This is a genomic window from Atlantibacter sp. MEI4A-1023, assembly GCF_056155425.1.
Genome location: NZ_CM149568.1, coordinates 322,488 through 347,732 on the forward strand (window position 1 = coordinate 322,488; position 25,245 = coordinate 347,732).

General features: G+C 56.0%; 19 protein-coding genes. 9 read left to right on the forward strand and 10 right to left on the reverse strand.

Features of this window, described 5'->3' with window-relative positions; genetic code table 11:
* The first annotated feature begins 2 nt into the window (after positions 1–2).
* Positions 3–2,450 carry a glycogen phosphorylase gene (gene glgP / locus ACVV26_RS01525; RefSeq protein ID WP_474799700.1) on the forward strand — a complete coding sequence of 816 codons (2,448 nt, stop codon included), beginning with the start codon at positions 3–5 and terminating at the stop codon, positions 2,448–2,450.
* 43 nt (positions 2,451–2,493) lie between these two features.
* Here glgP and glpD read toward each other — a convergent pair whose 3' ends face one another.
* Complete coding sequence (gene glpD / locus ACVV26_RS01530) at positions 2,494–3,999, reverse strand: glycerol-3-phosphate dehydrogenase (RefSeq protein ID WP_474799701.1); 1,506 nt, start codon at positions 3,997–3,999, stop codon at positions 2,494–2,496.
* Positions 4,000–4,216: 217 nt separating this feature from the next.
* On the opposite strand from glpD, the gene glpE reads away from it, so the two are divergent.
* Genes glpE through ACVV26_RS01545 form a run of 3 tightly spaced genes read left to right on the forward strand, consistent with a single transcriptional unit; the run spans position 4,217 to position 6,206 of the window.
* Positions 4,217–4,546: a thiosulfate sulfurtransferase GlpE gene (glpE, locus tag ACVV26_RS01535; RefSeq protein WP_312981950.1), complete on the forward strand. Its 330-nt coding sequence runs from the start codon at positions 4,217–4,219 to the stop codon at positions 4,544–4,546.
* Between the two features lie 46 nt (positions 4,547–4,592).
* On the forward strand, positions 4,593–5,423 hold the full coding sequence (glpG, locus tag ACVV26_RS01540) for a rhomboid family intramembrane serine protease GlpG (RefSeq protein ID WP_474799702.1): 831 nt from the start codon (positions 4,593–4,595) through the stop codon (positions 5,421–5,423).
* Between the two features lie 24 nt (positions 5,424–5,447).
* On the forward strand, positions 5,448–6,206 hold the full coding sequence (locus tag ACVV26_RS01545) for a DeoR/GlpR family transcriptional regulator (RefSeq protein WP_313083664.1): 759 nt from the start codon (positions 5,448–5,450) through the stop codon (positions 6,204–6,206).
* A gap of 24 nt (positions 6,207–6,230) precedes the next feature.
* Here ACVV26_RS01545 and malT read toward each other — a convergent pair whose 3' ends face one another.
* On the reverse strand, positions 6,231–8,936 hold the full coding sequence (gene malT, locus ACVV26_RS01550) for an HTH-type transcriptional regulator MalT (RefSeq protein WP_312981946.1): 2,706 nt from the start codon (positions 8,934–8,936) through the stop codon (positions 6,231–6,233).
* Between the two features lie 492 nt (positions 8,937–9,428).
* Here malT and malP point away from each other — a divergent pair, with 492 nt between their 5' ends.
* Both malP and malQ read left to right on the forward strand, forming a co-directional pair.
* On the forward strand, positions 9,429–11,831 hold the full coding sequence (gene malP, locus ACVV26_RS01555; RefSeq protein ID WP_474799703.1) for a maltodextrin phosphorylase: 2,403 nt from the start codon (positions 9,429–9,431) through the stop codon (positions 11,829–11,831).
* Positions 11,832–11,840: 9 nt separating this feature from the next.
* A complete protein-coding gene (malQ, locus tag ACVV26_RS01560) occupies positions 11,841–13,949 on the forward strand; it encodes a 4-alpha-glucanotransferase (protein ID WP_474799704.1) in 2,109 nt (702 codons plus the stop codon).
* A gap of 64 nt (positions 13,950–14,013) precedes the next feature.
* Here malQ and nfuA read toward each other — a convergent pair whose 3' ends face one another.
* Both nfuA and gntX read right to left on the reverse strand, forming a co-directional pair.
* Entirely contained in the window at positions 14,014–14,589 is a 576-nt protein-coding gene (nfuA, locus tag ACVV26_RS01565; protein ID WP_002436473.1) for a Fe-S biogenesis protein NfuA, read from the reverse strand.
* Between the two features lie 58 nt (positions 14,590–14,647).
* Positions 14,648–15,331: a DNA utilization protein GntX gene (gene gntX / locus ACVV26_RS01570; RefSeq protein ID WP_474801689.1), complete on the reverse strand. Its 684-nt coding sequence runs from the start codon at positions 15,329–15,331 to the stop codon at positions 14,648–14,650.
* 34 nt (positions 15,332–15,365) lie between these two features.
* Here gntX and bioH point away from each other — a divergent pair, with 34 nt between their 5' ends.
* Together bioH and ACVV26_RS01580 are read left to right on the forward strand one after the other, a co-directional pair.
* Entirely contained in the window at positions 15,366–16,151 is a 786-nt protein-coding gene (gene bioH / locus ACVV26_RS01575; protein ID WP_474799705.1) for a pimeloyl-ACP methyl ester esterase BioH, read from the forward strand.
* 114 nt (positions 16,152–16,265) lie between these two features.
* Positions 16,266–16,535 carry a YdgH/BhsA/McbA-like domain containing protein gene (locus ACVV26_RS01580; protein ID WP_474799706.1) on the forward strand — a complete coding sequence of 90 codons (270 nt, stop codon included), beginning with the start codon at positions 16,266–16,268 and terminating at the stop codon, positions 16,533–16,535.
* A 57-nt stretch (positions 16,536–16,592) separates the two neighbouring features.
* Here the strand turns inward: ACVV26_RS01580 and feoC are convergent, their stop codons facing one another.
* The 4 genes from feoC to ACVV26_RS01600 all read right to left on the reverse strand — a co-directional run bounded on the left by feoC (position 16,593) and on the right by ACVV26_RS01600 (position 22,177).
* Positions 16,593–16,829 (reverse strand): [Fe-S]-dependent transcriptional repressor FeoC, encoded by a 237-nt coding sequence (gene feoC, locus ACVV26_RS01585; RefSeq protein ID WP_474799707.1) that lies wholly within the window; start codon positions 16,827–16,829, stop codon positions 16,593–16,595.
* A gap of 9 nt (positions 16,830–16,838) precedes the next feature.
* Complete coding sequence (gene feoB, locus ACVV26_RS01590) at positions 16,839–19,157, reverse strand: Fe(2+) transporter permease subunit FeoB (protein ID WP_474799709.1); 2,319 nt, start codon at positions 19,155–19,157, stop codon at positions 16,839–16,841.
* A 24-nt stretch (positions 19,158–19,181) separates the two neighbouring features.
* Complete coding sequence (feoA, locus tag ACVV26_RS01595) at positions 19,182–19,406, reverse strand: ferrous iron transporter A (RefSeq protein WP_312981931.1); 225 nt, start codon at positions 19,404–19,406, stop codon at positions 19,182–19,184.
* Between the two features lie 452 nt (positions 19,407–19,858).
* Positions 19,859–22,177, reverse strand: coding sequence for a Tex family protein (locus ACVV26_RS01600; RefSeq protein WP_474799710.1), 2,319 nt, complete (start codon positions 22,175–22,177; stop codon positions 19,859–19,861).
* Between the two features lie 135 nt (positions 22,178–22,312).
* Here ACVV26_RS01600 and greB point away from each other — a divergent pair, with 135 nt between their 5' ends.
* Entirely contained in the window at positions 22,313–22,801 is a 489-nt protein-coding gene (gene greB, locus ACVV26_RS01605; RefSeq protein WP_474799711.1) for a transcription elongation factor GreB, read from the forward strand.
* A gap of 36 nt (positions 22,802–22,837) precedes the next feature.
* On the opposite strand, the gene uxuR is transcribed toward greB, so the two are convergent.
* Together uxuR and ACVV26_RS01615 are read right to left on the reverse strand one after the other, a co-directional pair.
* Complete coding sequence (gene uxuR / locus ACVV26_RS01610; protein ID WP_474799712.1) at positions 22,838–23,611, reverse strand: Uxu operon transcriptional regulator; 774 nt, start codon at positions 23,609–23,611, stop codon at positions 22,838–22,840.
* A gap of 134 nt (positions 23,612–23,745) precedes the next feature.
* Complete coding sequence (locus ACVV26_RS01615) at positions 23,746–25,215, reverse strand: fructuronate reductase (protein WP_474799714.1); 1,470 nt, start codon at positions 25,213–25,215, stop codon at positions 23,746–23,748.
* Between the last annotated feature and the right edge of the window lie 30 nt (positions 25,216–25,245).

The following is a 25,245-nucleotide window of genomic DNA, read 5'->3' on the forward strand; positions in this document are numbered from 1 at the left end:
GTATGAATGCACCCTTTTCCTATTCATCCCCCACCGTCAGCGTTGAGGCGCTAAAGCATTCCATTGCTTATAAGCTGATGTTTACCATCGGTAAAGATCCGGCTATTGCCAACAAGCATGAATGGCTGAACGCAACGCTGTTTGCGGTAAGGGATCGTCTGGTGGAGCGTTGGTTGCGCTCCAATCGCGCGCAGCTTTCCCAGGAAATGCGTCAGGTTTACTACCTGTCGATGGAGTTTCTGATTGGTCGCACCCTCTCTAACGCCCTACTGTCGCTGGGTATTTACGATGACGTCAAAGACGCGCTCGAAGAGATGGGCCTCGATCTGGAAGAACTGATCGATGAAGAGAATGACCCCGGCCTCGGTAACGGCGGCCTCGGGCGTCTCGCCGCCTGTTTCCTGGACTCTCTGGCGACCTTAGGGCTGCCGGGGCGTGGTTATGGAATTCGCTACGACTACGGTATGTTCCGGCAAAATATTGTCGATGGCCGTCAAAAAGAGTCCCCTGATTACTGGCTGGAATACGGTAACCCGTGGGAATTTAAACGCCACAACACCCGCTACAAAGTGCGCTTCGGCGGACGTATTCAGCAGGAAGGCAAGAAAACCCGCTGGATTGAAACCGAAGAGATCCTGGCCGTCGCCTATGACCAGATTATCCCCGGATACGATACCGACGCCACCAACACGCTGCGCCTGTGGAATGCCCAGGCGAGTAGCGAAATCAACCTCGGTAAATTCAACCAGGGCGACTACTTCGCGGCGGTGGAAGATAAAAACCACTCGGAAAACGTCTCCCGCGTGCTGTATCCGGATGACTCGACCTATTCCGGGCGCGAGCTGCGTTTGCGTCAGGAGTACTTCCTGGTGTCGGCTACCATCCAGGATATCCTGAGCCGCCATTACCAGATGCATAAAACCTATGCCAATCTGGCGGATAAAATTGCGATTCACCTGAACGACACCCACCCGGTGCTGTCGATTCCGGAATTGATGCGCTTGCTGATCGACGAGCACAAGTTTGGTTGGGATGAAGCGTTTGAAGTCACCTGCCAGGTGTTCTCTTACACCAACCACACGTTGATGAGCGAGGCGCTGGAAAGCTGGCCGGTAGATATGCTGGGCAAAATCCTGCCGCGCCATCTGCAAATCATTTTCGAGATCAACGACTACTTCCTGAAAACCGTTCAGGAGCAGTACCCGAACGACACAGCATTGCTTAGCCGCACCTCAATTATCGACGAATCCAACGGTCGTAAAGTGCGTATGGCCTGGCTGGCGGTGGTGGTGAGCCATAAAGTTAACGGCGTATCGGAACTGCACTCAAACCTGATGGTGCAATCGCTGTTCGCCGATTTCGCGCGCATCTTCCCGATGCGTTTCTGCAACGTGACCAACGGCGTGACGCCGCGCCGCTGGCTGGCGCTGGCAAACCCGGCGCTGTCTGAAGTGCTGGACGATCACATTGGCCGCAACTGGCGCACCGATTTAAGCCAGTTAAGCGAACTCAAGCAGCATATCGACTATCCGCTGGTAAACCAGGCGGTGCGTCAGGCCAAGCTCGAAAACAAAAAGCGGCTGGCAAATGTCATTGCCCAGCAGCTGGATGTGGTGGTCAACCCGAAAGCGTTGTTTGATGTGCAGATTAAGCGTATTCACGAGTACAAACGTCAGTTGATGAATGTCCTGCACGTGATTACCCGCTATAACCGCATCAAGGCCGACCCGAATGCCGACTGGGTGCCGCGCGTGAATATCTTCGCCGGTAAAGCCGCGTCGGCATATTACATGGCGAAACACATTATTCACCTGATCAACGATGTGGCTGAGGTGATCAACAACGATCCCGATGTGCGCGACCATCTGAAAGTGGTGTTTATCCCGAACTACAGCGTCAGCCTGGCGCAGGTGATTATCCCGGCGGCGGATCTTTCCGAACAGATCTCCCTGGCGGGCACCGAAGCGTCTGGCACCAGCAACATGAAATTCGCTCTCAACGGTGCGCTGACTATCGGCACGCTGGACGGCGCAAATGTCGAAATGCTGGAGCACGTTGGCGCGGAGAACATCTTTATCTTCGGCAACACGGCGGAACAGGTCGAGGAATTGCGCCGCAAAGGTTACAAGCCGCGCGAGTACTACGAGCAGGATGAAGAGCTGCATCTGGCGTTAACCCAGATCGGCACCGGCGTCTTTAGCCCGGAAGATAAAAACCGTTACCGCGATCTGCTCGATTCTCTGATCAACTTTGGCGACCACTATCAGGTGCTGGCGGATTACCGCAGCTACGTGGATACCCAGGATAAAGTGGATGAGCTGTATCGCCAACCGGAAGCCTGGTCTACCTGCGCGATGCAGAATATTGCCAATATGGGGTATTTCTCGTCCGACCGGACGATCCAGGAGTACGCCGAAAATATCTGGAATATCAAGCCAGTACGGTTGTAAATCGGCCATAAAAAAACGGCGGAGATCCTCCGCCGTTTTTCTTTTAAGAGGCTAACGAAAGCTCTTGTTTCGTGTATTTAGCGAGCCAGGCCGCAATGCGCGACTCCTGCTCGGCATTTAGCCACATGCCTGTCTTGGTACGACGCCATACCGCATCATCCAGACGGCGCACCCACTCGTGGTTCACCAGGTAGCGCAGTTCCGCCTCATAAAACTCATGACCGAAATCTTCGCCTAATTCCTCAAGACGACTGATGTTGCCCAGAATCAGATCGCTGTTTGAACCGTAAGTCCGCGCATAGTGGCGCGCCAGCGATTCGCTGATAAACGGATAGCGGCGGCGCAGTTTCGCGGCGTAGTCATCGCGGTCGCCGTTCAGTTCACCGCCAGGCAGAATACAGCTTTTGGTCCAGGCCGGGCCCATAGACGGGTAGTAGTTAGCCAGTTTTTCCAGCGCGTGTTCCGCCAGCTTACGGTAAGTGGTCAGCTTACCGCCGAATACCGACAGCAGCGGCACCTGGCCATTTTCATCGTGAATATCCAGCGTATAGTCGCGGGTAATAGCCTGTGGCGAGTCGGATTCGTCATCGCACAGCGGACGCACGCCGGAGTAGGTCCACACCACGTCGTCGCGGTTAAGCTGCTTTTTAAAGTGCAGGTTATAAACCTTCAGCAGGTAGTTGATTTCGCTCTCATCAATCGCCACCTGTTTCGGATCGCCGTTGTACTCCACGTCGGTGGTGCCGATAATCGAAAACTCGTCCAACCACGGGATCACAAACACGATGCGCTTATCTTCGTTTTGCAGGATGTACGCCTGCTTCTGCTGATGAACGCGCGGCACGACGATATGGCTGCCTTTAATCAGACGGATGCCGTACGGCGACGGCAGTTTCAGCCCGTCATCAAAGAAGTTTTTTACCCACGGGCCGGTAGCATTCACCAGGCCGCGTGCGCGCCAGGTGTAGGTTTTTCCGGTATCGATATCTTCTGCTTCCACTACCCACAGGCCGTTTTCGCGGCGGGCGGAGGTGGCTTTAGTGCGGGTCATCACTTCGCCGCCTTTCTTCACCACCATCTGCGCGTTCGCGAGCACCAGGCGCGCATCGTCCACCCAGCAGTCAGAATATTCGAAACCGCGCACAATCTCCGGTTTCAGTACCGAATCCGCGCCAAAGCGCAAACCGTGCGAGCGCGGCAGGCTGGTGCGCTTGCCGAGGTTATCGTACATAAACAGTCCAGCGCGGATCATCCAGGCCGGACGTAAATGCGGGCGGTGCGGCAGGCGGAAACGCATCGGGAACGCAATATGCGGGGCCATTTTCAGCAGCACTTCACGCTCTGCCAGCGCCTCGCTGACCAGACGGAATTCATAATGTTCCAGGTAACGTAAGCCGCCGTGGATCAGCTTTGAACTTGCCGATGAGGTGGCACAGGCCAGATCCTGCGCTTCCAGCATCAGCACCGATAAACCGCGCCCGGCTGCATCCACCGCAATGCCTGCGCCGTTAATGCCTCCGCCTATCACAATCAGATCTTTGGTTTCCATGCTTGCCTCTTGCACTTTCGTTAAAGCTCATAAATGTTCGTTATCGCTCATAATAGCAAATCTTCCGGTCGTTTGGTAACAAGAAAAAAACAATTTCGCGTGATACACATAACAATATGGCGCGCCGCCCTGCTCAGCACGTACACTTAAACGGTAAACCCGAACTCACCGGCTCAACGCCGGGTAATGTGAATCACTGTAGAAAACGAGAGCGACCATGGATCACTTTGAATGTATTGGTGTGGAAGAAGCGCACCAGAAAATGCAACGCGGCACCGCCGTACTGGTGGATATCCGCGACCCGCAAAGTTATGCGATTGGTCATGCGCCCGGCGCGTTTCATTTAACCAACGACACGCTGAACAACTTTATGCAGGAAACCGATTTCGACACGCCGGTAATGGTGATGTGCTATCACGGCAACAGCAGTAAAGGTGCAGCGCAATACCTGCTGCAACAGGGCTATGAAAATGTGTATAGCGTGGATGGCGGCTTTGATGCCTGGCATCGGCATTTTCCCGCCGAAGTGGCTTATAAGCTGGGTTAATTAGCGTATATACTCCCTTTCTTTGTGTGGAAAATGGCGTTTATTGATGGTACTGATTACGACTTTTGCCAATCCGCGAATGGCTCAGGCCTTTGTGGATTACATGGCCACGCAGGGCGTTGTTCTGACCATTCAGCAGCACAGCCAGACCGATGTCTGGCTTGCTGACGATCAACAGGCCGACCGGGTGCAGGCAGAACTGGCACACTTTCTCGAAGACCCCAACGATCCGCGCTATCTGGCCGCCAGCTGGCGTACCGGCCATACCGACAGCGGCCTGCACTATCGCCGCTACCCGTTTATGGCGACGCTGCGCGAGCGCGCCGGGCCGTTCACCATTGGGCTTGCCATCGTTTGTATCGCGGTATATGTGCTGATGCTGGCAGTGGGGGACCAGGCGGTAATGATTTGGCTCGCCTGGCCTTATGACTCAAGTCTCGATTTCGAATTCTGGCGCTACTTTACCCATGCGCTGCTTCATTTCTCGATCATGCATATCACCTTTAATTTGTTATGGTGGTGGTATCTCGGCGGGCCGGTGGAAAAACGGCTCGGCAGCGGCAAGCTGATTGTACTGACGTTGGTCTCCGCGCTGTTAAGCGGCTACGTGCAGCATAAATTCAGCGGTGCCTGGTTTGGCGGCTTGTCTGGCGTGGTGTACGCGCTGATGGGTTACGTCTGGCTGCGCGGCGAGCGCGATCCCGAAAGCGGTATTGTGATGCCGCGTGGTTTAATGGTGTTTGCGTTGCTGTGGCTGATCGCCGGTTGGTTCGATCTGTTTGGGTTCTCAATTGCCAATGCCGCGCACCTGACCGGGTTGCTGGTAGGGCTGGTAATGGCGTTCGTTGACTGCCTTTATTTGCGAAAACGAACATAATTCAGTGCAGTGCAGGAGAAAAGAGTGAAGCAAACACAGCGTCATGACGCCATTATTGAACTTGTTAAAAAACAAGGATATGTCAGCACTGAAGAGCTGGTTGAACAGTTTTCTGTTAGCCCGCAGACCATTCGCCGCGATTTAAACGATCTGGCCGATCAGAACATGATTTTGCGCCATCACGGCGGCGCGGCATTGCCGTCCAGTTCAGTCAACACCTCGTGGCACGACCGTAAAGCCACCCAGACCACAGAGAAGGCGCGTATCGCCCAGCGCGTCGCCAGCCAAATCCCTAACGGGGCCACGCTGTTTATCGATATCGGCACGACGCCGGAAGCCGTGGCCCACGCGCTGCTAAACCATGAAAACCTGCGCATCGTGACCAACAACCTCAACGTCGCGAATACGCTGATGGTGAAGGACGATTTCCGCATCATCCTGGCGGGCGGTGAACTGCGCAGCCGCGATGGCGGGATTATCGGCGAAGCGACCCTCGATTTTATCTCTCAGTTTCGGCTCGATTTCGGCATTCTCGGCATCAGCGGCATCGACAGCGACGGCTCGCTGTTAGAGTTTGATTATCATGAAGTGCGCACCAAACGCGCGATTATTGAAAACTCGCGCCATGTGATGCTGGTGGTGGACCATTCGAAATTTGGCCGTAACGCCATGGTGAACTTAGGCAGCATCAGCCTGGTGGATGCGGTTTACACCGATACCGCACCGCCTGCGGGCGTGTTGCAGGTGATCCGCGAGCATAACATCCAACTGGAACTGTGCTGATCGCACCCGGCTTTGCCGGGTGTGTTAAACGCCGTACCCCATCATTTTGAGCAACTGCTGGGCATGCTGCACCGCCGCCTGGCGATGCGCCACGCCGAGTTTTTGATACAGATTGCGGATGTGGGTTTTGATGGTGGTCGCCGCCACATCCAGCTCGCCGGCGATTTGATCGTTGCTGTAGCCAGAATAAATCAGCCCCAACACCTGCCATTCGCGCTGGGTAAGCGGGCTGGTGCGGATCAGTTCCGGCACTTCAGGATGGGTTAATAAACGGGTGACAAAATTCTCGTCAAAATGGGCGAACTTGTGCCGGTGATGCTGGTTAATTTCACGCAGGATCAGCTGGGCGCGATGCTGCTCCAGCTCCGGCAACGTGTTGAGTTGAATCAGCTGACGCAGCTGTTGCGCCATCGCTTCGCCTTCAATCACAAAATGGCTGACGAACCCGGTGCGGTTAGAGAGCGTGAGCGCCTCCAGCAGCACGCGCTGGGCGTCGCTTTTGCGGCCTGACTGCCAGTAAAGCTGGTTCAACAACAGCAGGTTGCGGTTGATATCGCTCATCAGGCGCAGGCTGCGCGCGTTTTCGTTGAGCTCTTCCAGCACCATTTCCGCCGGATCGAAATCCCCCAGCAGAATTTGCGCACGGGCGATATTACGCCACTGGCTTTGCAGGAAGTGGTTGTCCGCCGATCCCGGCTTCGGCGTCTGGCGCAGCCAGTTGGCGGCCGCGGTTTTATCGCCGGTCATTTGCCAGTAGATCACCCGAACTTTGTCGGCATTCGATACCCAGTCGCTGTGATAGGGGCCGTTGCCCAGCAAGTTTTCCAGACGGTTCAGGTGACTGCGGGCATTATCCAGCGCCCCACGCGCCAGCGAGCTTTGTACCAGTAGGGCCAGGCACTGTAGCTGCTGTTGGGGCTGGTAGTTTGCCAGCACCTCGATACCCTGGCGGGCGCAGGCTTCCGCCTCGTCCAGGCGCGCCCAGGCCCACAACAACTGCGCCCGGATGCGAAGCAAAAATTCATGCAGCGGTAACTGCTCAAGATGCTGTTCGCGGATCAGGGTGAAGGCTTTATCCTGGGTTTCCCAGGCGGCCTGCAAAAAGCCCTGGGCAAACAGGATTTCGCTTTGCTGGATCAAGCTCCACAGCGCGTAATGCCAGACGTCATGGCGACGAGCCATCATTTCGGTTTGCTGCATCACCGCCAGCGACTGGCTCAGTTCTCCTTTGCAGTGCAGCACTTCGCCGTGTACCGACGTCGCGACGATGCGGCTGTAATAGCTGGCCAGCGGCAGGGTCTCCAGCGCGATAATCGACAGCCGCTCCGCCTCTTGCGGGTCGCCATCGTTAATCGCCACCTGGGCGCGCAGCGCGTTAAATTCACCCTGCAAGGTTTCGTCCATCTCGCCGTTCATTTCCTGCTCGGCGCGGGCGAGCAGGGTATTCACTTCGCCGTAGCGATGCTGGCTTTGCATCAGCCAGGCCTGCAACAGCACCAGTTTCGGGTTCGCCAGCAGGCTCTCCCAGGGCAGCGCTTTCAGCGACTCTTCAAGCAGCGTCAGTTCGCTGTGGTTGAACAAGCCCCAGGCGTGGTTCAGCAGGATATCGCGCAGCATCGCGGCATCGCCTGCCGCCAGCGCGTGATGAATGGCTTCGCCGGGGAAGCCCTGTGCCATCCAGCCTTCGGCGGCGGCGCGATGAATTTCCGGCAGCTGCGTCGCCAGTTCCCACTGGCAGCGCTGGCGGAGAAAATTGCCGAACAGCGGATGATAGCTAAACCACTCGCCGCTATCGTCCATGCGTTGCAGGAACAGCCCCTGACGCTCAATCTCTTCGAGGCGCATCTGGCCGTTTTCTTCGCCGGTGACGCGCACGATCAGCGCATCGTTCATCGAGCGCAGCAGGGCGCTTTTCAGCAGAAACTTGCGCACATCGACGTCGATGTTATCCAGCACTTCATCCACCAGATAATCGGACAGATGGCTGGCGTTGATCCCCGCCAGGCGGCGAGCGGACTGGTGCGCTGAGGTATTGTTCTGGCGTGCAGAGAGCGCGATAAGCTGCAACGCGGTCGCCCATCCGGCGACGTCATCGCACATCTTGCTGCTTTCAGCGGGTTCGATAGGCACATTCAGGCGGCAATCAAAAAATTGTTTGGCTTCCTGGTGAGTGAAAGCCAGTTGCTGGCTGCCGATCTCCAGCAGTTGGTCGCGCACCCGCAGGTTGGCAATGCCAAGTTGCGGCAGATTACGCGATAGCACCACCAGGCTGACATTTTCGGGCTGATGGCGCAAAAAGAAACGCATTGCATCGTGGATCACCGGGTTGGTGATGAGATGATAGTCGTCAATGACCAGATACAGCGGGCGTTCCCAGTCGGCGAGTTCGATAAACAGCTGGGCAAACAGGGAGTTGAGGCTGGCGTACTGGCGTTTTTGCGCCATCACTTCGCTGGTCGCGCAGTGCCCGCCGGTGGCCTGCTGGATCGCCGCAATCAAATAAATCGCAAAGCGTTCCTGCTGGTTATCCCCTTCATCAAGAGAAAACCATCCTAAATCTTGTTTACCGGAAGCCCACTGGGAAACCAGCGTGGTTTTGCCATAGCCCGCCGGGCTGGTGACAAGGGCCAGCCGATAGTGATGTGCGCTGCTCAGTTTCGCCAGAAGCCGTTCACGTAGAACGGTATTTTCCAGGCGAACCGGACGACTTAATTTAGACGGTATCAACATAGATGGTCACTTCACTGTGTAATCCAGGCCGAATGATTTATTTTGCGCCTCGTAATTAATACAGGCATGTAGGGTCGGACACCCTATGAAGTATTGCAAGTTATGTCGATTTTAATAGCGGGTAAAGTTGCACTAAGTCACATTTCGATAACTATTATGAACGATCGCTACGACATTCGGGTGAGGTGAGGAGCGGCTTGTAAGGGGGTTGGAGTGGGTGCCGCGCTTTTTTGGGACTCATCGCTAATGTAAATATTCACATTATGGCTTATGAGCCTGTGTAGACATCGGTGTTTACAGATTGTTATCGCTACTGAGATTTACAGAAAGCGGCAGAAAAGTAATTTGAGAAGGTGTTGAGTGTCAGGGATCACAGTTTTGCCTACTCCCCGCTACTCCTCCCTGTCTAATCCCCGCCAGGATGAGGAATTCGCGGTGGCTGCCAGGCACACTAGCGCTAATGCCATTACTTTTTTACAGGACCCTGTTTCTATGTCACAGACGACGTTTGACAACACCCAGTTTGAGGCCGCCCTGACGCGTCAGTGGCGACGTTTTGGTTTATCTGCCGCCAGCGAGATGACATCTCGCCAGTGGTGGCATGCCGTCAGCGCCGCGCTGGCGGAAATGCTGCGCGCGCAGCCGATGGTTCAGCCTGACGCAAACCAGCGCCATGTTAACTACATCTCGATGGAATTCCTGATTGGCCGCCTCACCGGTAACAACCTGCTCAATCTGGGCTGGTACCAGGCGGTAAGCGACGCGTTGAGCAGCCATAACGTCAATCTTACCGATCTGCTGGAAGCGGAAACTGACCCGGCGCTGGGCAACGGCGGTCTGGGGCGTCTCGCGGCCTGCTTCCTGGATTCTATGGCGACGGTCGGCCAGGCGGCCACCGGCTATGGCCTGAACTATCAGTACGGCCTGTTCCGCCAGTCGTTCGAAGACGGCAAGCAGATGGAAGCGCCGGATAACTGGCATCGCGAAAGCTATCCGTGGTTCAGCCACAACGACGCGCTGGATGTGCAGGTAGGCATTGGCGGCAAACTGGTGAAAAACGGTAGCCAGCAGGTCTGGGAACCGGGCTTTACCATCACCGGCCAGGCCTGGGATTTGCCGGTGCTGGGTTACCAGAACGGCGTGGCGCAGCCGCTGCGCTTATGGCAGGCCACTCACGCGCATCCGTTTAACCTCACCAAATTCAACGACGGCGACTTCCTGCGCGCCGAACAGCAGGGCATTGATGCGGATAAGCTCACCAAAGTGCTCTATCCGAACGACAACCATCAGGCCGGTAAAAAACTGCGTTTGATGCAGCAGTATTTCCAGTGTGCCTGCTCGATTGCCGATATTCTGCGCCGCCATCACTACCTGGGCCGTTCGCTTAACGAACTGCCGGATTATGAAGTGATTCAGCTTAACGACACCCACCCGACCATCGCCATTCCTGAACTGCTGCGCGTGCTGATCGACGAGCACCAGATGAGCTGGGACGAGGCCTGGGCCATCACCAGTAAAACCTTTGCCTACACCAACCATACCCTAATGCCTGAGGCGCTGGAGTGCTGGGACGAGCGGCTGATCCGCACGCTGCTGCCGCGCCATATGCAAATCATTAAAGAGATTAACGCGCGCTTCAAAGTGCTGGTAGACAAGACCTGGCCGGGCGACGAGGCGGTTTGGGCCAAACTGGCGGTGGTGTATGACAAACAGGTACGCATGGCGAACCTGTGCGTAGTCAGCGGCTTCGCCGTCAACGGCGTGGCGGCGCTGCACTCGGACTTGATCGTGAAAGATCTGTTCCCGGAATATCACCAGCTGTGGCCGACCAAATTCCACAACGTGACTAACGGCATTACGCCGCGTCGCTGGATCAAGCAGTGCAACCCGGAACTGGCGGCGCTTATCGACAAAACGCTGAACAAAGAGTGGGTAAACGATTTAGACGCACTGGCGGATCTGGAAAAATATGCCGATGACGCCGATTTCCGTCAGGAATACCGCGCCATCAAACAGCGCAACAAGGTTAAGCTGGCTGCTTTCGTGAAAGCGCGCACCGGCATTGAAATTAACCCGGAAGCCCTGTTCGATATCCAGATCAAACGCCTGCACGAATATAAGCGCCAGCACCTGAACCTATTGCAGATTCTGGCGATGTACAAAGCGATCCGCGAAAACCCGCAAGCTGACCGCGTACCGCGCGTGTTCCTGTTTGGGGCGAAAGCCGCGCCGGGATATTACCTCGCCAAGAACATCATCTACGCGATCAACAAAGTGGCCGATGCGATCAACAACGATCCGCTGGTAGGCGACAAACTGAAAGTGGTGTTCCTGCCGGATTACTGCGTCTCGGCGGCGGAGAAAATGATCCCGGCGGCGGATATTTCCGAGCAAATTTCTACTGCCGGTAAAGAAGCCTCCGGCACCGGCAACATGAAGCTGGCGCTCAACGGCGCGCTGACCGTCGGCACCCTGGACGGCGCGAACGTCGAAATCGCCGAGAAAGTGGGCGTAGAGAACATTTTCATCTTTGGCCTGACGGTCGACGAAGTCAAAGTGCTGAAAGCCAAAGGCTATGACCCGGTGAAATGGCGCAAGAAAGACAAGCTGCTGGATGGTGTGCTGAAAGAGCTGGAGAAGGGTGTTTACGCCGATGGCGACAAGCACGCTTTCGATCCCATGCTGCAAAGCATCGGCAAGGCGGGCGGCGACCCGTATTTGCTGATGGCCGACTTCGCCTCCTACGTGGCGGCGCAGAAACAGGCGGATTTACTGTACCGCGACCAGGAAGCCTGGACGCGAGCTGCTATCCTGAATACCGCGCGTTGCGGCATGTTCAGCTCTGACCGCTCAATTCGCGACTACCAGACCCGTATTTGGCAGGCCAAACGTTAAGGATATGCCATGGATAAACGCCTGAATAATGCCGCCCTCGAGGCGGGTATTAGCGCTAATTACATTAATGCTCACGGCAAAGCTCAGGCGATTGGTACAGAAACCAAGCGCCGCCTGCTGGAAGCGATGAACCGCACTCATGCGGTTAAAAAACCGGCTGCGGCGCCGATCCCCGGCGTAAAGGTGCTGCGTTCAAGTACCCGCATGGCGATTGCCCTTGAAGGCAAAGGCGAATTTGAATGGCTGCTGACCACGGAAGCGGGCAAGCAGCATAAGGGAAGCGCGACCGGCGGCGACAGCCTGCGGCTTCCCGCCAAATTGCCTCGGGGTTACCACACCCTGACGCTGAAACAGAAATCCCAGCAGTGGGAATGCCGGTTGATCGTCGCGCCGAAACGCTGCTTTGAACCGGAAACCATCGTTAAAGGCGAAAAAATCTGGGGAGCCTGCGTTCAGCTTTATACCCTGCGCTCGCGCACTAACTGGGGGATTGGCGATTTCGGCGATCTGAAGCGGATGCTGGTGTCCGTGGCGCAACGGGGCGGCAGCTTTATCGGTCTGAACCCGATCCACGCGCTCTATCCTGCGAATCCGGAAAGCGCCAGCCCTTATAGCCCGTCGTCGCGCCGCTGGATGAACGTGATTTATATCGACGTGAACGCTATCGACGATTTCCAGCAAAGCGAAGAGGCGCGCAGCTGGTGGGAAATGCCCACCACTCAGCAATCCCTGAAAGCGGCTCGGGATGCGCAATGGGTCGACTATTCTGCGGTCACTGCCCTGAAAATGGCGGGCCTGCGTCTGGCCTGGAAGCAATTTTCGCTGCGCGGCGAAGATGACGAACAGGTTCGCGGCTTCCGTGATTTTGTCGACAGCGAAGGCGAAAGCCTTTACTGGCAGGCTGCGTTCGACGCGCTGCATGCGGAACAGGTAAAAGAAGATGAACTGCGCTGGGGCTGGCCTGTCTGGCCCGAGGGATATCAGTCTATCGACAGCCCGCAGGTGAAAGTCTTCTGCAAAGAGAATGCGGACGAGGTTAACTTTTACCTGTGGCTGCAATGGCTGGCCTGGAAACAGTTCGCTGAATGCTGGGAAACCAGCCAGTTACACGGCATGCCGGTCGGCCTGTATCGCGATCTGGCGGTAGGCGTAGCGGAAGGCGGCGCGGAAACCTGGTGCGACCGGGAGCTGTACTGCCTGAAAGCATCGGTCGGCGCACCGCCGGATATCCTCGGGCCGCTCGGTCAAAACTGGGGCTTGCCGCCGATGGACCCGCACGTGATGACCGCGCGCGGCTATGAGCCGTTTATCCAGCTATTGCGTGCCAATATGACCCACTGCGGCGCGTTGCGTATCGACCACGTGATGTCAATGCTGCGGTTGTGGTGGATCCCTTACGGCGAGACGGCGGATCAGGGCGCTTATGTGCATTATCCGGTGGATGATTTACTGGCGATCCTGGCGCTGGAAAGCGAGCGCCACCAGTGCATGGTGATTGGCGAAGATCTGGGCACCGTGCCGGTGGAAATCGTCGGCAAACTACGCCAGAACGGCGTCTACTCCTACAAAGTGCTCTATTTCGAAAACGACTCCCGCAAGCACTATCGCGCGCCGCAGGCCTGGCCTGAGCAGGCGATGGCGGTGGCGACGACCCACGACTTACCGACTCTGCGCGGCTACTGGGAAAGCGGCGATTTAACCCTCGGGAAAACGCTGGGCCTGTACCCGGATGAAATCGTGCTGCGCGGGTTGTATGAAGATCGCGAACGCGCCAAACAGGGGCTACTGGACGCGCTGCATCAGTACAACTGCCTGCCGAAAAGCGTGGGGCGTAAAGCGAGAGGGATGAAAATGACGCCGCTGCTCAACCGGGCCATGCAGCGTTATATCGCCGATACGCACTGCGCCTTGCTGGGCTTACAGCCGGAAGACTGGCTGGATATGGCGGACCCGGTGAATATTCCTGGCACAAGCTATCAGTACAAAAACTGGCGGCGTAAATTATCCGCGCCCCTTGAGAAAATGTTCGCCGACGAAGGCGTCAACAAGCTGATCAAGGATCTGGATAAGCGACGCCGCGCGGCTTCGCGCAAGCGTGAGGTGCTTAAAGCGAAATAAACGGCAGACATAAAAAAGCCGCTGAACGACATCAGCGGCTTTTTTGTCTGCAACGCTCAGCACATTAGTAGTAAGAGTGCTCGCCGCGCTGGTGTTCGGTCAGGTCGCGAACGCCTTTCAGTTCCGGGAACTCGTTCAGCAGTTGCTTCTCGATCCCTTCTTTCAGCGTTACGTCTACCATGGAGCAACCGTTGCAGCCGCCGCCAAATTGCAGAATGGCGAAGCCTTCGTCGGTGATTTCCATCAGCGATACGCGACCGCCGTGGCCTGCCAGCTGCGGGTTAATCTGCGATTGCAGCAGATACTCCACGCGCTCCATCAGCGGGGCGTCATCGGACACTTTACGCATTTTGGCGTTCGGCGCTTTCAGCGTCAGTTGCGAACCTAACTGGTCGGTGACAAAGTCGATTTCCGCGTCTTCCAGATACGGAGCGCTTAACTCGTCCACGTAAGCGGTGAGATGTTCAAAGGTCAGCGCCGTGTCGCTGGCTTCAACCGCATCCGGTGGGCAGTACGACACGCCGCATTCTGCATTCGGCGTACCTGGATTGATCACGAACACGCGGATTTGGGTGCCTTCTTCCTGGTTAGCCAGAAGTTTGACAAAGTGCGCCTGGGCAGCATCGGAAATACGAATCATAGCAATGGCCTAATAGTTGACTATTTTACCTGGTTATAATACGCCCATCATCGACCCTCTACAAGGTTCGACACAGGCACCATACCTGGACAGTCGCCGCGCCATGGCGATGCAATAGTTTGGCAATTTCTCCGACCGTACTGCCCGTTGTAACGACGTCATCCACAATAACGATATGGAGATCGCGTACGGGTAATTCAAGACGAAAAGCCGTGCGCAGGTTCTTTTTACGTAATCGCGCGCTGAGATGGTGTTGAACCGGCGTATTCCTGACGCGCCGCAGCGCCCGTGCTTCATAGCGGCAACCCAGCCAGCGTGCGAGCGGTTTCGCCAACAGCGCGCTCTGGTTAAACCCCCGACGCCAGGCCCGCCGTCGGTGTAGCGGGACGCTGATAATTAAATCGGGAACTGGCAATGCCCATTCCCGCTGTGCCTGGCGTTGGCGCAGCAATATCAGCCGCGCCAACGGCTGGGCCAGGCCGGTTTGCCGGTAAAACTTTAGCGCCTGCACCAGCGTGCTTAACGGCGGGCAGTAATCCGTCACGTACAGGAGCCGTTGCCACGGCGGAGGCTTTCCCAAACAGCGTCCACAGGGCAAGGTGGTGACCACAGCGGGCAACCCGCAAATCGGGCAGCAGGGCAGAGGGGCGGGCAGCGCCGCGTAACAGCAGGAACATATTCCCCAATGGGAAACGGCAAGCGGCATCCTGCATAGCCAACACAAGGCGGGTACTGTTAGCATCATGGTCTTCCTGACAAAAAAGAGACTTTAGCGAATGAATGACATCTGGTGGCAGACCCGGGGAGAGGGAAATGTTCATCTTGTGCTGTTGCACGGATGGGGACTGAATACCGGCGTATGGGATTGCATTAGCGAGCAATTAGCCTCGCAATTTACTCTGCATCTTGTCGACTTACCGGGCTATGGCCGCAGCACCGGTTTCGGGGCGATGGATCTTGACGCACTGGCGAAATGCGTACTGCGCCAGGCACCGGATAAAGCCATCTGGCTGGGCTGGAGCCTGGGTGGGCTGGTGGCGAGTAAGATCGCCTTAACGCATCCGGAACGGGTTGATGCGCTGGTGACCGTCGCGTCATCTCCCTGTTTCACCGCCCGTGAAGAAGAGCAGTGGCCGGGGATTAAGCCTTCCGTGCTGGCTGGCTTTCAACAGCAGTTAAGCGAAGATTTTCAACGTACCGTCGAGCGCTTCCTGGCGCTGCAAACCCTGGGCACGGAAAGCGCCCGGCAGGATGCCCGTCGCCTTAAAGCCGTGGTGCTGGATGCGCCGATGCCTTCCGTTGAGGTGCTAAACGGCGGGCTGGAAATCCTAAAGTCCACTGATTTGCGCGCCGATCTGGCGTCGTTGACGATGCCATTCTGGCGTTTGTATGGCCGGCTGGATGGGCTGGTGCCGCGTAAAGTGGCCGGGTTGCTGGACGAACGCTATCCGGATAGCCCGTCGGTAATGTTTGATAAAGCGGCTCATGCACCTTTTATCAATAATTCTGAAATGTTCTGCGAGCTGTTATTTAGCCTGGGTCAGGCTGTGGCAAAAGTATAAAAACGGTCAATACTTAGAAAGTGGTTGTCCTTACGGGCAATTTTTATTTTTCGGCGCTGAGTCGCCCCCGCCAGGCATCACAAAACAATAAACCTTTCTAAGGAGTGTGAAGCGATGAAATTAGTTACTGGCATTGTTACTTCTTTGGTAATCGGCTCGCTTTCTTTCGGTGTGTTTGCAGCGAAGGAGCTTGAGAAAGATAAAGTGGCAGGAATGAATCTGACCAAGATTGGCACGATCTCCACCAGTGATGAATCTGCGCCGATGGATGCCAGAGAAGAATTGTCGAAAAAAGCCGATGAGATGGGCGGCACTTATTACGTTATCACCAGCGCTGATAAGAAATCACAGGATATCCGCGCGACAGCAGACGTCTACAAATAATGAAAAAGGCGGGGTAACCCGCCTTTTTTAGTGCCACTGCCTTTCTTTTTTGTTTTGCTATTGAAGCGTCCAGAACGTTTTTTGGCAAGCATTTCCTTCAGGGCAGCGTTTACAACTGCCTGATAAACACCCGCTCAAATCTTCCGTTACGCGCTTTGCCCGGCCCATCGCCTCCAGCCGCGACAGCATGGCGTCAATCATTGGACGCGGAGTCGCGAGCAGCTCGCTCATCTGGCTGGCCTCCAGACGCCCCTGTAATGCCAGCAAATCCCGTACCTGTATCAGCGTCGTCATGCTTTCACCTTAATGACAGTGGCTGGATGACGTTTCACAACAGACTTCCGCCGCCTTGCGCTGCCCCAGCACTCCGAGGTCGACGCGGCTACGGGCCCGGCGCAATAACGTCAGCACCAGTACGTTAAACAACACCACCGCCACGATGCACGTCAGGCTGTATTGCGGATGCTGGTGGAATGTCACGGTCTGGTAGTAAAGCGTCGCCAGCGAGTAGGCGATATTCAGCCCCCACAGAATGGAGAAACCCATCCAGCTACGGCTGGTTTCGCGGGCGATAGCGCCCATCACTGAAATGCACGGAATGTACAGCAGCACAAAAATCAGGTAGCTGTACGCCGAGGCGCTGCTGCCGAATTTCGCGCTCATCACGCCCATAGTGCCGCTTTCCATCTCACCGTCGCCTTTGCTGGCTTCAATCGGGTTCATCAGCACGCTCAGGCTGAAAGTGTCTTTCAGGCTCTGCCAGGTTTCTTCTACTGCGCCGCCCAGTTCGTCGATCAGGCTAAAGCTGGCGGCGTCAAATTCTTCCTGGTGGATATTTTCTGCGGTGTACAGGGTGTTTAACGTACCGACCACCACTTCTTTCGCCATCGCGCCGGTAAACAGACCGACCGTAGCCTGCCAGTTATCTTCCTGTACGCCGATGGGTTTCAGCAGCGGGGTAAGTACCTGGCTCACCGATGCCAGCGCAGAGTCATTAATGTTGTCCACCGGCTTGCCGCTAAAGGAAAAGCTGTTTAACGCCCCGACGAAAATACTGACTATCACAATCACTTTACCGGCACGCATCACGAAGGATTTCAGGCGCTGCCAGGTTTGCAGCACCAGGCTTTTCAGGTGCGGCACGTGATAAACCGGCAGTTCCATCACGAACGGCGTTGCTTCGCCGCGCATGATGGTGTGCTTCAGCATCAGGCCGGTGAGGATCGCCATCACGATGCCTAACAGATACAGCGAAAACACCACCAGCGCACCCTGCTGGCCAAAGAAGGCGGCAGCGAAGACCGCAAAAATCGCCAGCCGCGCGCCGCAGGACATAAACGGTGCCATCATCACGGTCATCAGACGTTCACGCGGCGCATCCAGAGTGCGCGCGCCCATTACCGACGGCACGTTGCAGCCGAAACCGACGATCAGCGGCACGAAGGATTTGCCGGGCAGACCGAGGGACTGCATCAGGCGGTCCATCACGAACGCCGCGCGCGCCATATAGCCGGAATCCTCAAGAAACGAGAGGAACAAATACATCATGCCGATTTGCGGCACCAGCGGCAGAACGGTATTGATACCGCCGCCAATACCCTGGGCGAGGAAAATAGTTAGCCATTGCGGAAAGTGGAACGTTGCGCCAACCCACTGCAAACCGTGGATAAAGATCGCCGCCGAACCTACGTCAAACAGCGGCTGCAATGCGCCGCCAATGTTAATCGCCAGCAGGAACATCAGATACATCACCAGCAAAAACACCGGGATGCCGAGAAAACGGTTGATAACGATTTTATCCAGCGCGGTGGTTAAGTGATGGGGCTCTGCCGTTAAGCTGTTGCTGACGCTGTCGCAAATAGCGGCAATGCTTTGATAGCGCGCGTCGGCGATATGCAGCGCCGGATCGTCCATCTCTTCACTCAGGCGTGCCAGGGAAACGCCCAGCTTTTGTGCGGCATCACCCGCAAACGCGCGGCTGTAAATATCGCCTTCCAGCATCTGCAAACCCAGCCAGCGGCGTTGGGTAAACGGCATTTCACCGGGCATCAGGTCCGCCAGCGCGTTCGCTTCACGGCAAAGCGGTTCGGCGTAATGCACGTCGATAGCGTTTTGCGCCTGATGGTCGCGGTCGATAATCCGCTTCAGGGTATCGATGCCGCGTCCGCGCGTGGAGACCAGCGGCACCACCGGGCAGCCGAGGCGGTTCGCCAGCGCATCAACATCAATGCGGATCTGCTGCTTCTCAGCGATATCCAGCATGTTCAGGGCGATGATGCAGGGGATGCCCAGCTCGCGCAGTTGCAGTGTCAGATAGAGGTTGCGCTCAAGGTTAGAGGCATCCACCACGTTAATCAGCAGATCAGCATCGCCGCTCAAAATATAATGACAGGCGATTTGTTCATCGAGCGAGGTTTGGGAGGAGATCGTTGTCAGGGAGTAGGTGCCGGGTAAATCCACCAGCGTGACCTGATGCTCTGGTGTGGCGAAGAAACCCTCTTTGCGTTCAACGGTCACCCCTGCCCAGTTGCCCACCCGCTGCCGGGAGCCGGTTAACTGGTTAAACAGGGTGGTTTTCCCTGAGTTCGGGTTGCCGATTAATCCAATAGTTAGCTTTTTCATATTCAGTCTGAACTCAAGAAATGATCAGGACGTTGCTTCAACCTGTACCAGCGCCAAATCCTTTTTGCGTAATACAAGGTTTACCCGGCGAGTGGAAATATGGATCGGATCGCCCAGCGGGGCGACGCGCACCACGTCAAACGAGGAGCCGGGAAGTAAACCTAACGAAAGTAATTTTTGACGGTAAGCCGGGCTAATTTCCCGGGCAAAGCCGGTGATTTTCCAGGTACTGTTAGCGCAAAAGTGCATAAAGCCTTCTTATCTTTCGTAAGCGGAAACACGATTTCCCTGTCTGGAGGGCAGACATGGAAAACCAGATTCATTTGCGGAAAAGAATAATCTTGATGGAAAGGTATGATAATGAGAATGGTTTTTATCTTCAATGCAGAATGTGTTGCTAAATACAATATTTAACCATTCGTTGTTTTGGCGCAAAGAATGAAAAATAAACGCTTGAAATGAGTCTATATTAAGAAAAATTAATATTTTCAATGAATTGGGTTAAAGTCGGGTGCGCGAGTAATAACGTGATAAAGGTTGCTGAGATCATTTTTTTGTTATTAAAATGAGAATGGCGCGTTTATTTTATGATAATCGGTGCAGGTAAATTCAATAAAATCAATAATCGAAAACAAGCCTCTTTTCTCATATTGCGAAATATGACATCTGCAATAAAAGGCCGGTTTCCCGGCCTGTTTTTTTTAACGTTTTTTACCCAAAGCGGCGGCGAGGGCATCACCCATAGCGCTATTGCCCGAAGGCTTATTATCGCGCGCCCGGGGTTTTTGCTGCTGCGCCGGGCGGGAGACAGGGCCGCCTGCGCTGCGGCGCGGCGTACTTTCGCCCGGTTGCTCATCAAGCCGCATCGTCAGTGCAATGCGCTTACGCTGCAAATCCACTTCCAGCACTTTGACCTTCACGATATCACCCGCTTTCACCACCTTATGCGGATCGTCGATAAACTTGTCCGACAGCGAAGAGATATGCACCAGTCCGTCCTGATGGACGCCGATATCCACGAAAGCGCCGAAATTGGTCACGTTAGTCACCGCGCCTTCCAGCACCATGCCTGGCGTCAGATCGTTAAGGGTCTCGACTCCTTCGGCGAACTGCGCGGTTTTAAACTCAGGACGCGGATCGCGGCCCGGTTTTTCCAGCTCTTTGATGATGTCGCTCACCGTCGGCACGCCGAAACGCTCGTCGGTGTAATCCACCGCTTTCAGATTACGCAATTCATTGCTGTTGCCCATCAAATCGCGCAACGACTGCCGGGTGGCGGCCAGGATGCGTTCAACCACCGGATAGGCTTCCGGGTGAACGGTAGAAGCGTCCAGCGGGTTATCGCCGTGGTTGATACGCAAAAAGCCTGCGCACTGTTCAAAGGCTTTCGGCCCCAGGCGGCTGACTTTCAACAACTGTTGGCGGTTCTGGAACTGGCCGTTTTCATCGCGCCAGCTAACGATATTCTGCGCCATCATGCGCGTCAGCCCGGCCACGCGGGTCAACAGCGGCACCGATGCAGTATTCAGATCCACGCCCACGGCGTTTACGCAGTCTTCCACCACCGCATCCAGTTTGCGCGCCAGCTGTGACTGGCTGACGTCATGCTGATACTGGCCGACGCCGATGGATTTCGGATCGATTTTCACCAGCTCCGCCAGCGGGTCCTGCAAACGACGGGCGATAGAAACCGCGCCGCGCAGCGACACATCCAGATCCGGGAACTCCAGCGCCGCCAGCTCGGAGGCGGAATAAACCGATGCGCCTGCCTCGCTGACAATCACTTTCTGAGCGGTGATTTGCGGATACTGCTTCTGCACGTCGAGAAAGAAACGTTCGGTTTCACGGGACGCGGTGCCGTTGCCGATCGCCACCAGCTCCACGTTGTGTTTGGCGCACAGCGTGGCAACCGCCACGGCGGCTTTGGCTGCCTGGCCGGTGTGAGGATAAATGGTATCGGTGGCGACCAGTTTGCCGGTGCCGTCAACAACCGCCACTTTTACCCCGGTGCGCAGGCCAGGATCGAGACCCATAGTGGCGCGCAGCCCGGCAGGTGCTGCCATCAGCAGGTCGTGCAGGTTACGGGCAAACACGTTGATGGCTTCTTCTTCGGCGCGTTCGCGCACGGTGCTCATCAATTCGGTTTCCAGGTGCATCAGCACTTTAATACGCCAGGTCCAGCTCACTACGGCGCGACGCCAGCCGTCTGCCGGGGCGTTGTTCAGGCGTAAACCGAGGTGATCGATAATGATTTGTTCACAGTGGCTTTCACGCGGCGGTTCATCAAACTGCGGATCGGCATTCAGCGCCAGTTGCAGCACGCCTTCGTTGCGGCCACGGAACATTGCCAGCGCGCGGTGTGAAGGCACAGTGGAAATCGGTTCATGATGATCGAAATAATCGCGGAATTTCGCACCTTCTTCTTCCTTGCCGCTGACCACGTTCGCCACCAGATGGGCGTTTTTCCACAAATAGTCGCGTACTTTCGCCAGCAATGCGGCGTCTTCGGCGAAGCGCTCCATCAGAATATAGCGCGCGCCGTCGAGTGCGGCTTTGCTGTCAGCGACGCCTTTATCAGCATCGATAAACTTCGCGGCTTCGGTCTCAGGATCGTGAGACGGCGAGTTCCACAGCAGGTCTGCCAGCGGCTCAAGGCCCGCTTCAATGGCGATTTGCCCACGGGTGCGGCGCCTGGGTTTATACGGCAGATATAAATCTTCGAGCTCGGTTTTGCTGAGCGTGCCGTTGATGGAGGAGGCCAGTTCCGGGGTCAGTTTCCCTTGTTCGTCAATCGATTTGATAATCGACTGGCGGCGTTCTTCCAGCTCGCGCAAATAGCCCAGACGCGTCTCAAGCTGACGCAATTGCGTGTCGTCCAGACCGCCGGTCACTTCCTTACGATACCGGGCGATAAACGGTACGGTGTTCCCTTCATCAAGCAGGCGAACGGCGGCGGCGACCTGTTCGGCTCTGGCCTGAAGTTCACCGGCGATAATACGGCTGAGTGAATCATTCATCATGGCAATTTCATCTGTTGGATGCGAAAATTTCAGGGCACAGTTATACGGATTGCCGGACGAAAATGCCAGTCGCCGCATGATGCTGCCCTGGATTCGGACTGTTCCGTTTATGTTTAATTAACCGAGAGTGAACGCGTGGCGACCAAACTGATTACCCGCGAAGGGTATAACAAGCTTAAGCAAGAGCATGACTATCTCTGGAACGAGAAACGCCCGGAAATCACCAAAATCGTCTCCTGGGCGGCGAGCCTCGGCGATCGCTCCGAAAATGCTGATTACACCTTTAATAAGCGCATCCTACGCCAGATTGACCGGCGGGTGCACTTCCTGCGCAAACTGATGCCGCAGCTGCAAATCGTTGATTATTCACCCCAGCAGGAAGGCCGGGTGTTCTTTGGTGCCTGGGTGGAAATTGAAAACGAAGCGGGGGATGTGAAAACCTTCCGCATCGTCGGCCCGGAAGAGATTTACGGCGAGCGCAAAGATTACATCTCCATCGACTCACCGATGGCGCGCGCCATCCTGAAAAAACAGGTCGATGAAGAGTTTGTGGTAAAAACCCCGGAAGGGGAAAAGATGTGGTTTGTGAACAGTATTCGCTATGAGAAAGGGGAAGTGCAGTAATGCAGATACCTGGAGGATGAACTCCAGGTATTGATGTTAACCGTTCACATTATCCAGCGGCCATGAATCAAACAGGTAACCGTCAAAGTAGATATCATCCACGTTGGAGAACTCCAGCAGCCGCAGTTTGACGTTTTCCAGGTGCTGCCACATTGCTAGCTTGGCGGCTTTGGCGTCTTTCTTGATCAGCGCCGCCAGGATCTGTTTATGGTCCGACAGCCACTCTTTGCGGTAGTGGGTGTTATCCAGATGGCGGTGAAGCTGGCTCCACATCGGGTTATTCTCGCGCCATTGCCAGGATTGTTTGAACAGCTCCACCAGCATGCTGTTATGGGTGGCTTCGGCAATCGCCAGGTGAAACTGCATATCGCCGCTCTCGGTTTCATCCGGCGCATCGGATGCCAGTTCCTGTTCTTCCAGCAGCAGCGCCTGGCGCATTTTAACGATATCTTCCCGGGTTGCCTGTAGCGCGGCGAACTCGGCGATATTGCTCTCCAGCAGCTGGCGCGCCTGGAGCAGTTCAAACGGCCCGGCATCGTTGCACTGCGCCGCAGCGGCAGGGGTGTTTGCTGGCGCGGTAGGCGTAGAAATGACAAATATGCCTGCGCCGCGCCGCACCTCAATCAGCCCTTCGATTTCCAGCATGATCAACGCTTCACGCACGACGGTGCGCGTCACGTTGAGCATGTCGGCAATTTCCCGTTCCGGCGGCAGCCGCTCGCCGATAGCGTACTGTTTCTGCTCAATCATATTGCGCAGCATCACGCCGACTTCCTGATAAGGGCGCTGTTGAGTGGTATTTGATTTCATTGCGTTACTGTCAGAATGATTCGGTGGCGAACGGCGTCGAAAACCGTCCGTAATTGGCCTGACTATAGCATATCAACCTACTGAGTCAGTGAAGAAACAGGCCGCGTCAGTAAGCCGACGGGCCTGTTGAAGGCTTACTTATTCAATGCTGCAACCGCCGCGCGCGCGCCGTTGGCGTTCAGTTGCTGCAACGCAGCCACAACGGCGGCAACAAACGCGGGATTCGCCGGTAAATCCTGACCGAAAATCGCACTCAAACCGAGCAGTGCCTCTACGCGCTGTTCGGCGCTGGCATGAGCAGCGACAGCCTGATAGTCCGCCAGCAGCGGGTCCACCACATCAATGGCGTTACCGTACTCATCCACGCCTGCCACGTAGCGCATCCAGCCCGCCACGCCCAGCGCAAGGTGCGACCAGTCATTACCCTCGGCCAGATGGCGGCGGATCGGGTCAAGCATACGCTGCGGCAGCTTCTGGCTACCGTCCATGGCGATTTGCCAGGTGCGGTGGCGCAGCGACGGATTGCTGAAGCGCTCGATTAGCAAATGGGCATAGGCGTCCAGATCGGTGCCTTGCGGCATGGAAAGCGTCGGTGCCTGTTCGCGCAACATCAGCGCCAGCGCCGCGTCGCGGTAATCCGCGTTAGTCATGGTGTCGGCGATAGTCTCGTAGCCACCCAGATAACCTAAATACGCGAGGAAGGAGTGGCTGCCGTTGAGCATCCGCAGTTTCATCATTTCAAACGGCACGACGTCTGCGACAAACTGCGCGCCCACACGGTCCCACTCCGGGCGACCGTTAACGAAGTTATCTTCAATCACCCACTGGCGGAACGGCTCGCAGGCAATGGCGCACGGGTCGTAAACACCCAACTGGCTGGCGATGTCGTCCAGCGTCTCCGCCGTGGCGGCAGGAACGATGCGGTCAACCATGGTGCACGGGAAGGTGACGTGGGTTTCAATCCAGTCGGCCAGCGCCGCGTCGCGCGCTTTCGCCAGCCCAAGCACGGCGGCGCGCGCCACGTGGCCGTTTTCCCGCACGTTATCGCAGGACATCACGGTAAACGCCTTCAGCCCCTGTTCGCGGCGCAGGCGCAGCGCTTCAACGATATAACCGATAGCGGATTTTGGCTGGTCGGGTTGGGCCAGATCGTGCTGGATCAGCGGGTTGTTAAGATCGAGTTCACCGCTGGCGGCCTCGGTGCAGTAACCTTTTTCCGTCACGGTCAGCGAGACAATGGCGGTTTGCTCGCGCGCCATCGCCGCCAGAATGCCTGCGCAGCCGTCAATCGCCGGGTGCAGCGCTTCGTTCATCGAACCGATAATTTTCAGCTCGGTGCGCTGCGCGCCCTTTTCCGCCACGGTATACAGCAGGTTTTGCTTTTTCAGGTTTTCGATCAGTACCTGGTCGTTGCCAGGCATCAGATTAACTTCGCAGATGCCCCAGTCGCTGTCGGACTGCTCCAGCAGATGATGGGTATACAACGCCTGATGCGCACGGTGAAACGCGCCGCAGCCAAGGTGAACAATCCGGGATGACAGACGTGCGTTATCCCACAGCGGACGCGCCACGGGCAGCGTGCTGTTAGCAATAGTCGGTTCCATTTTAAACTCCGGGCAGTGGGCCTGCCTGAA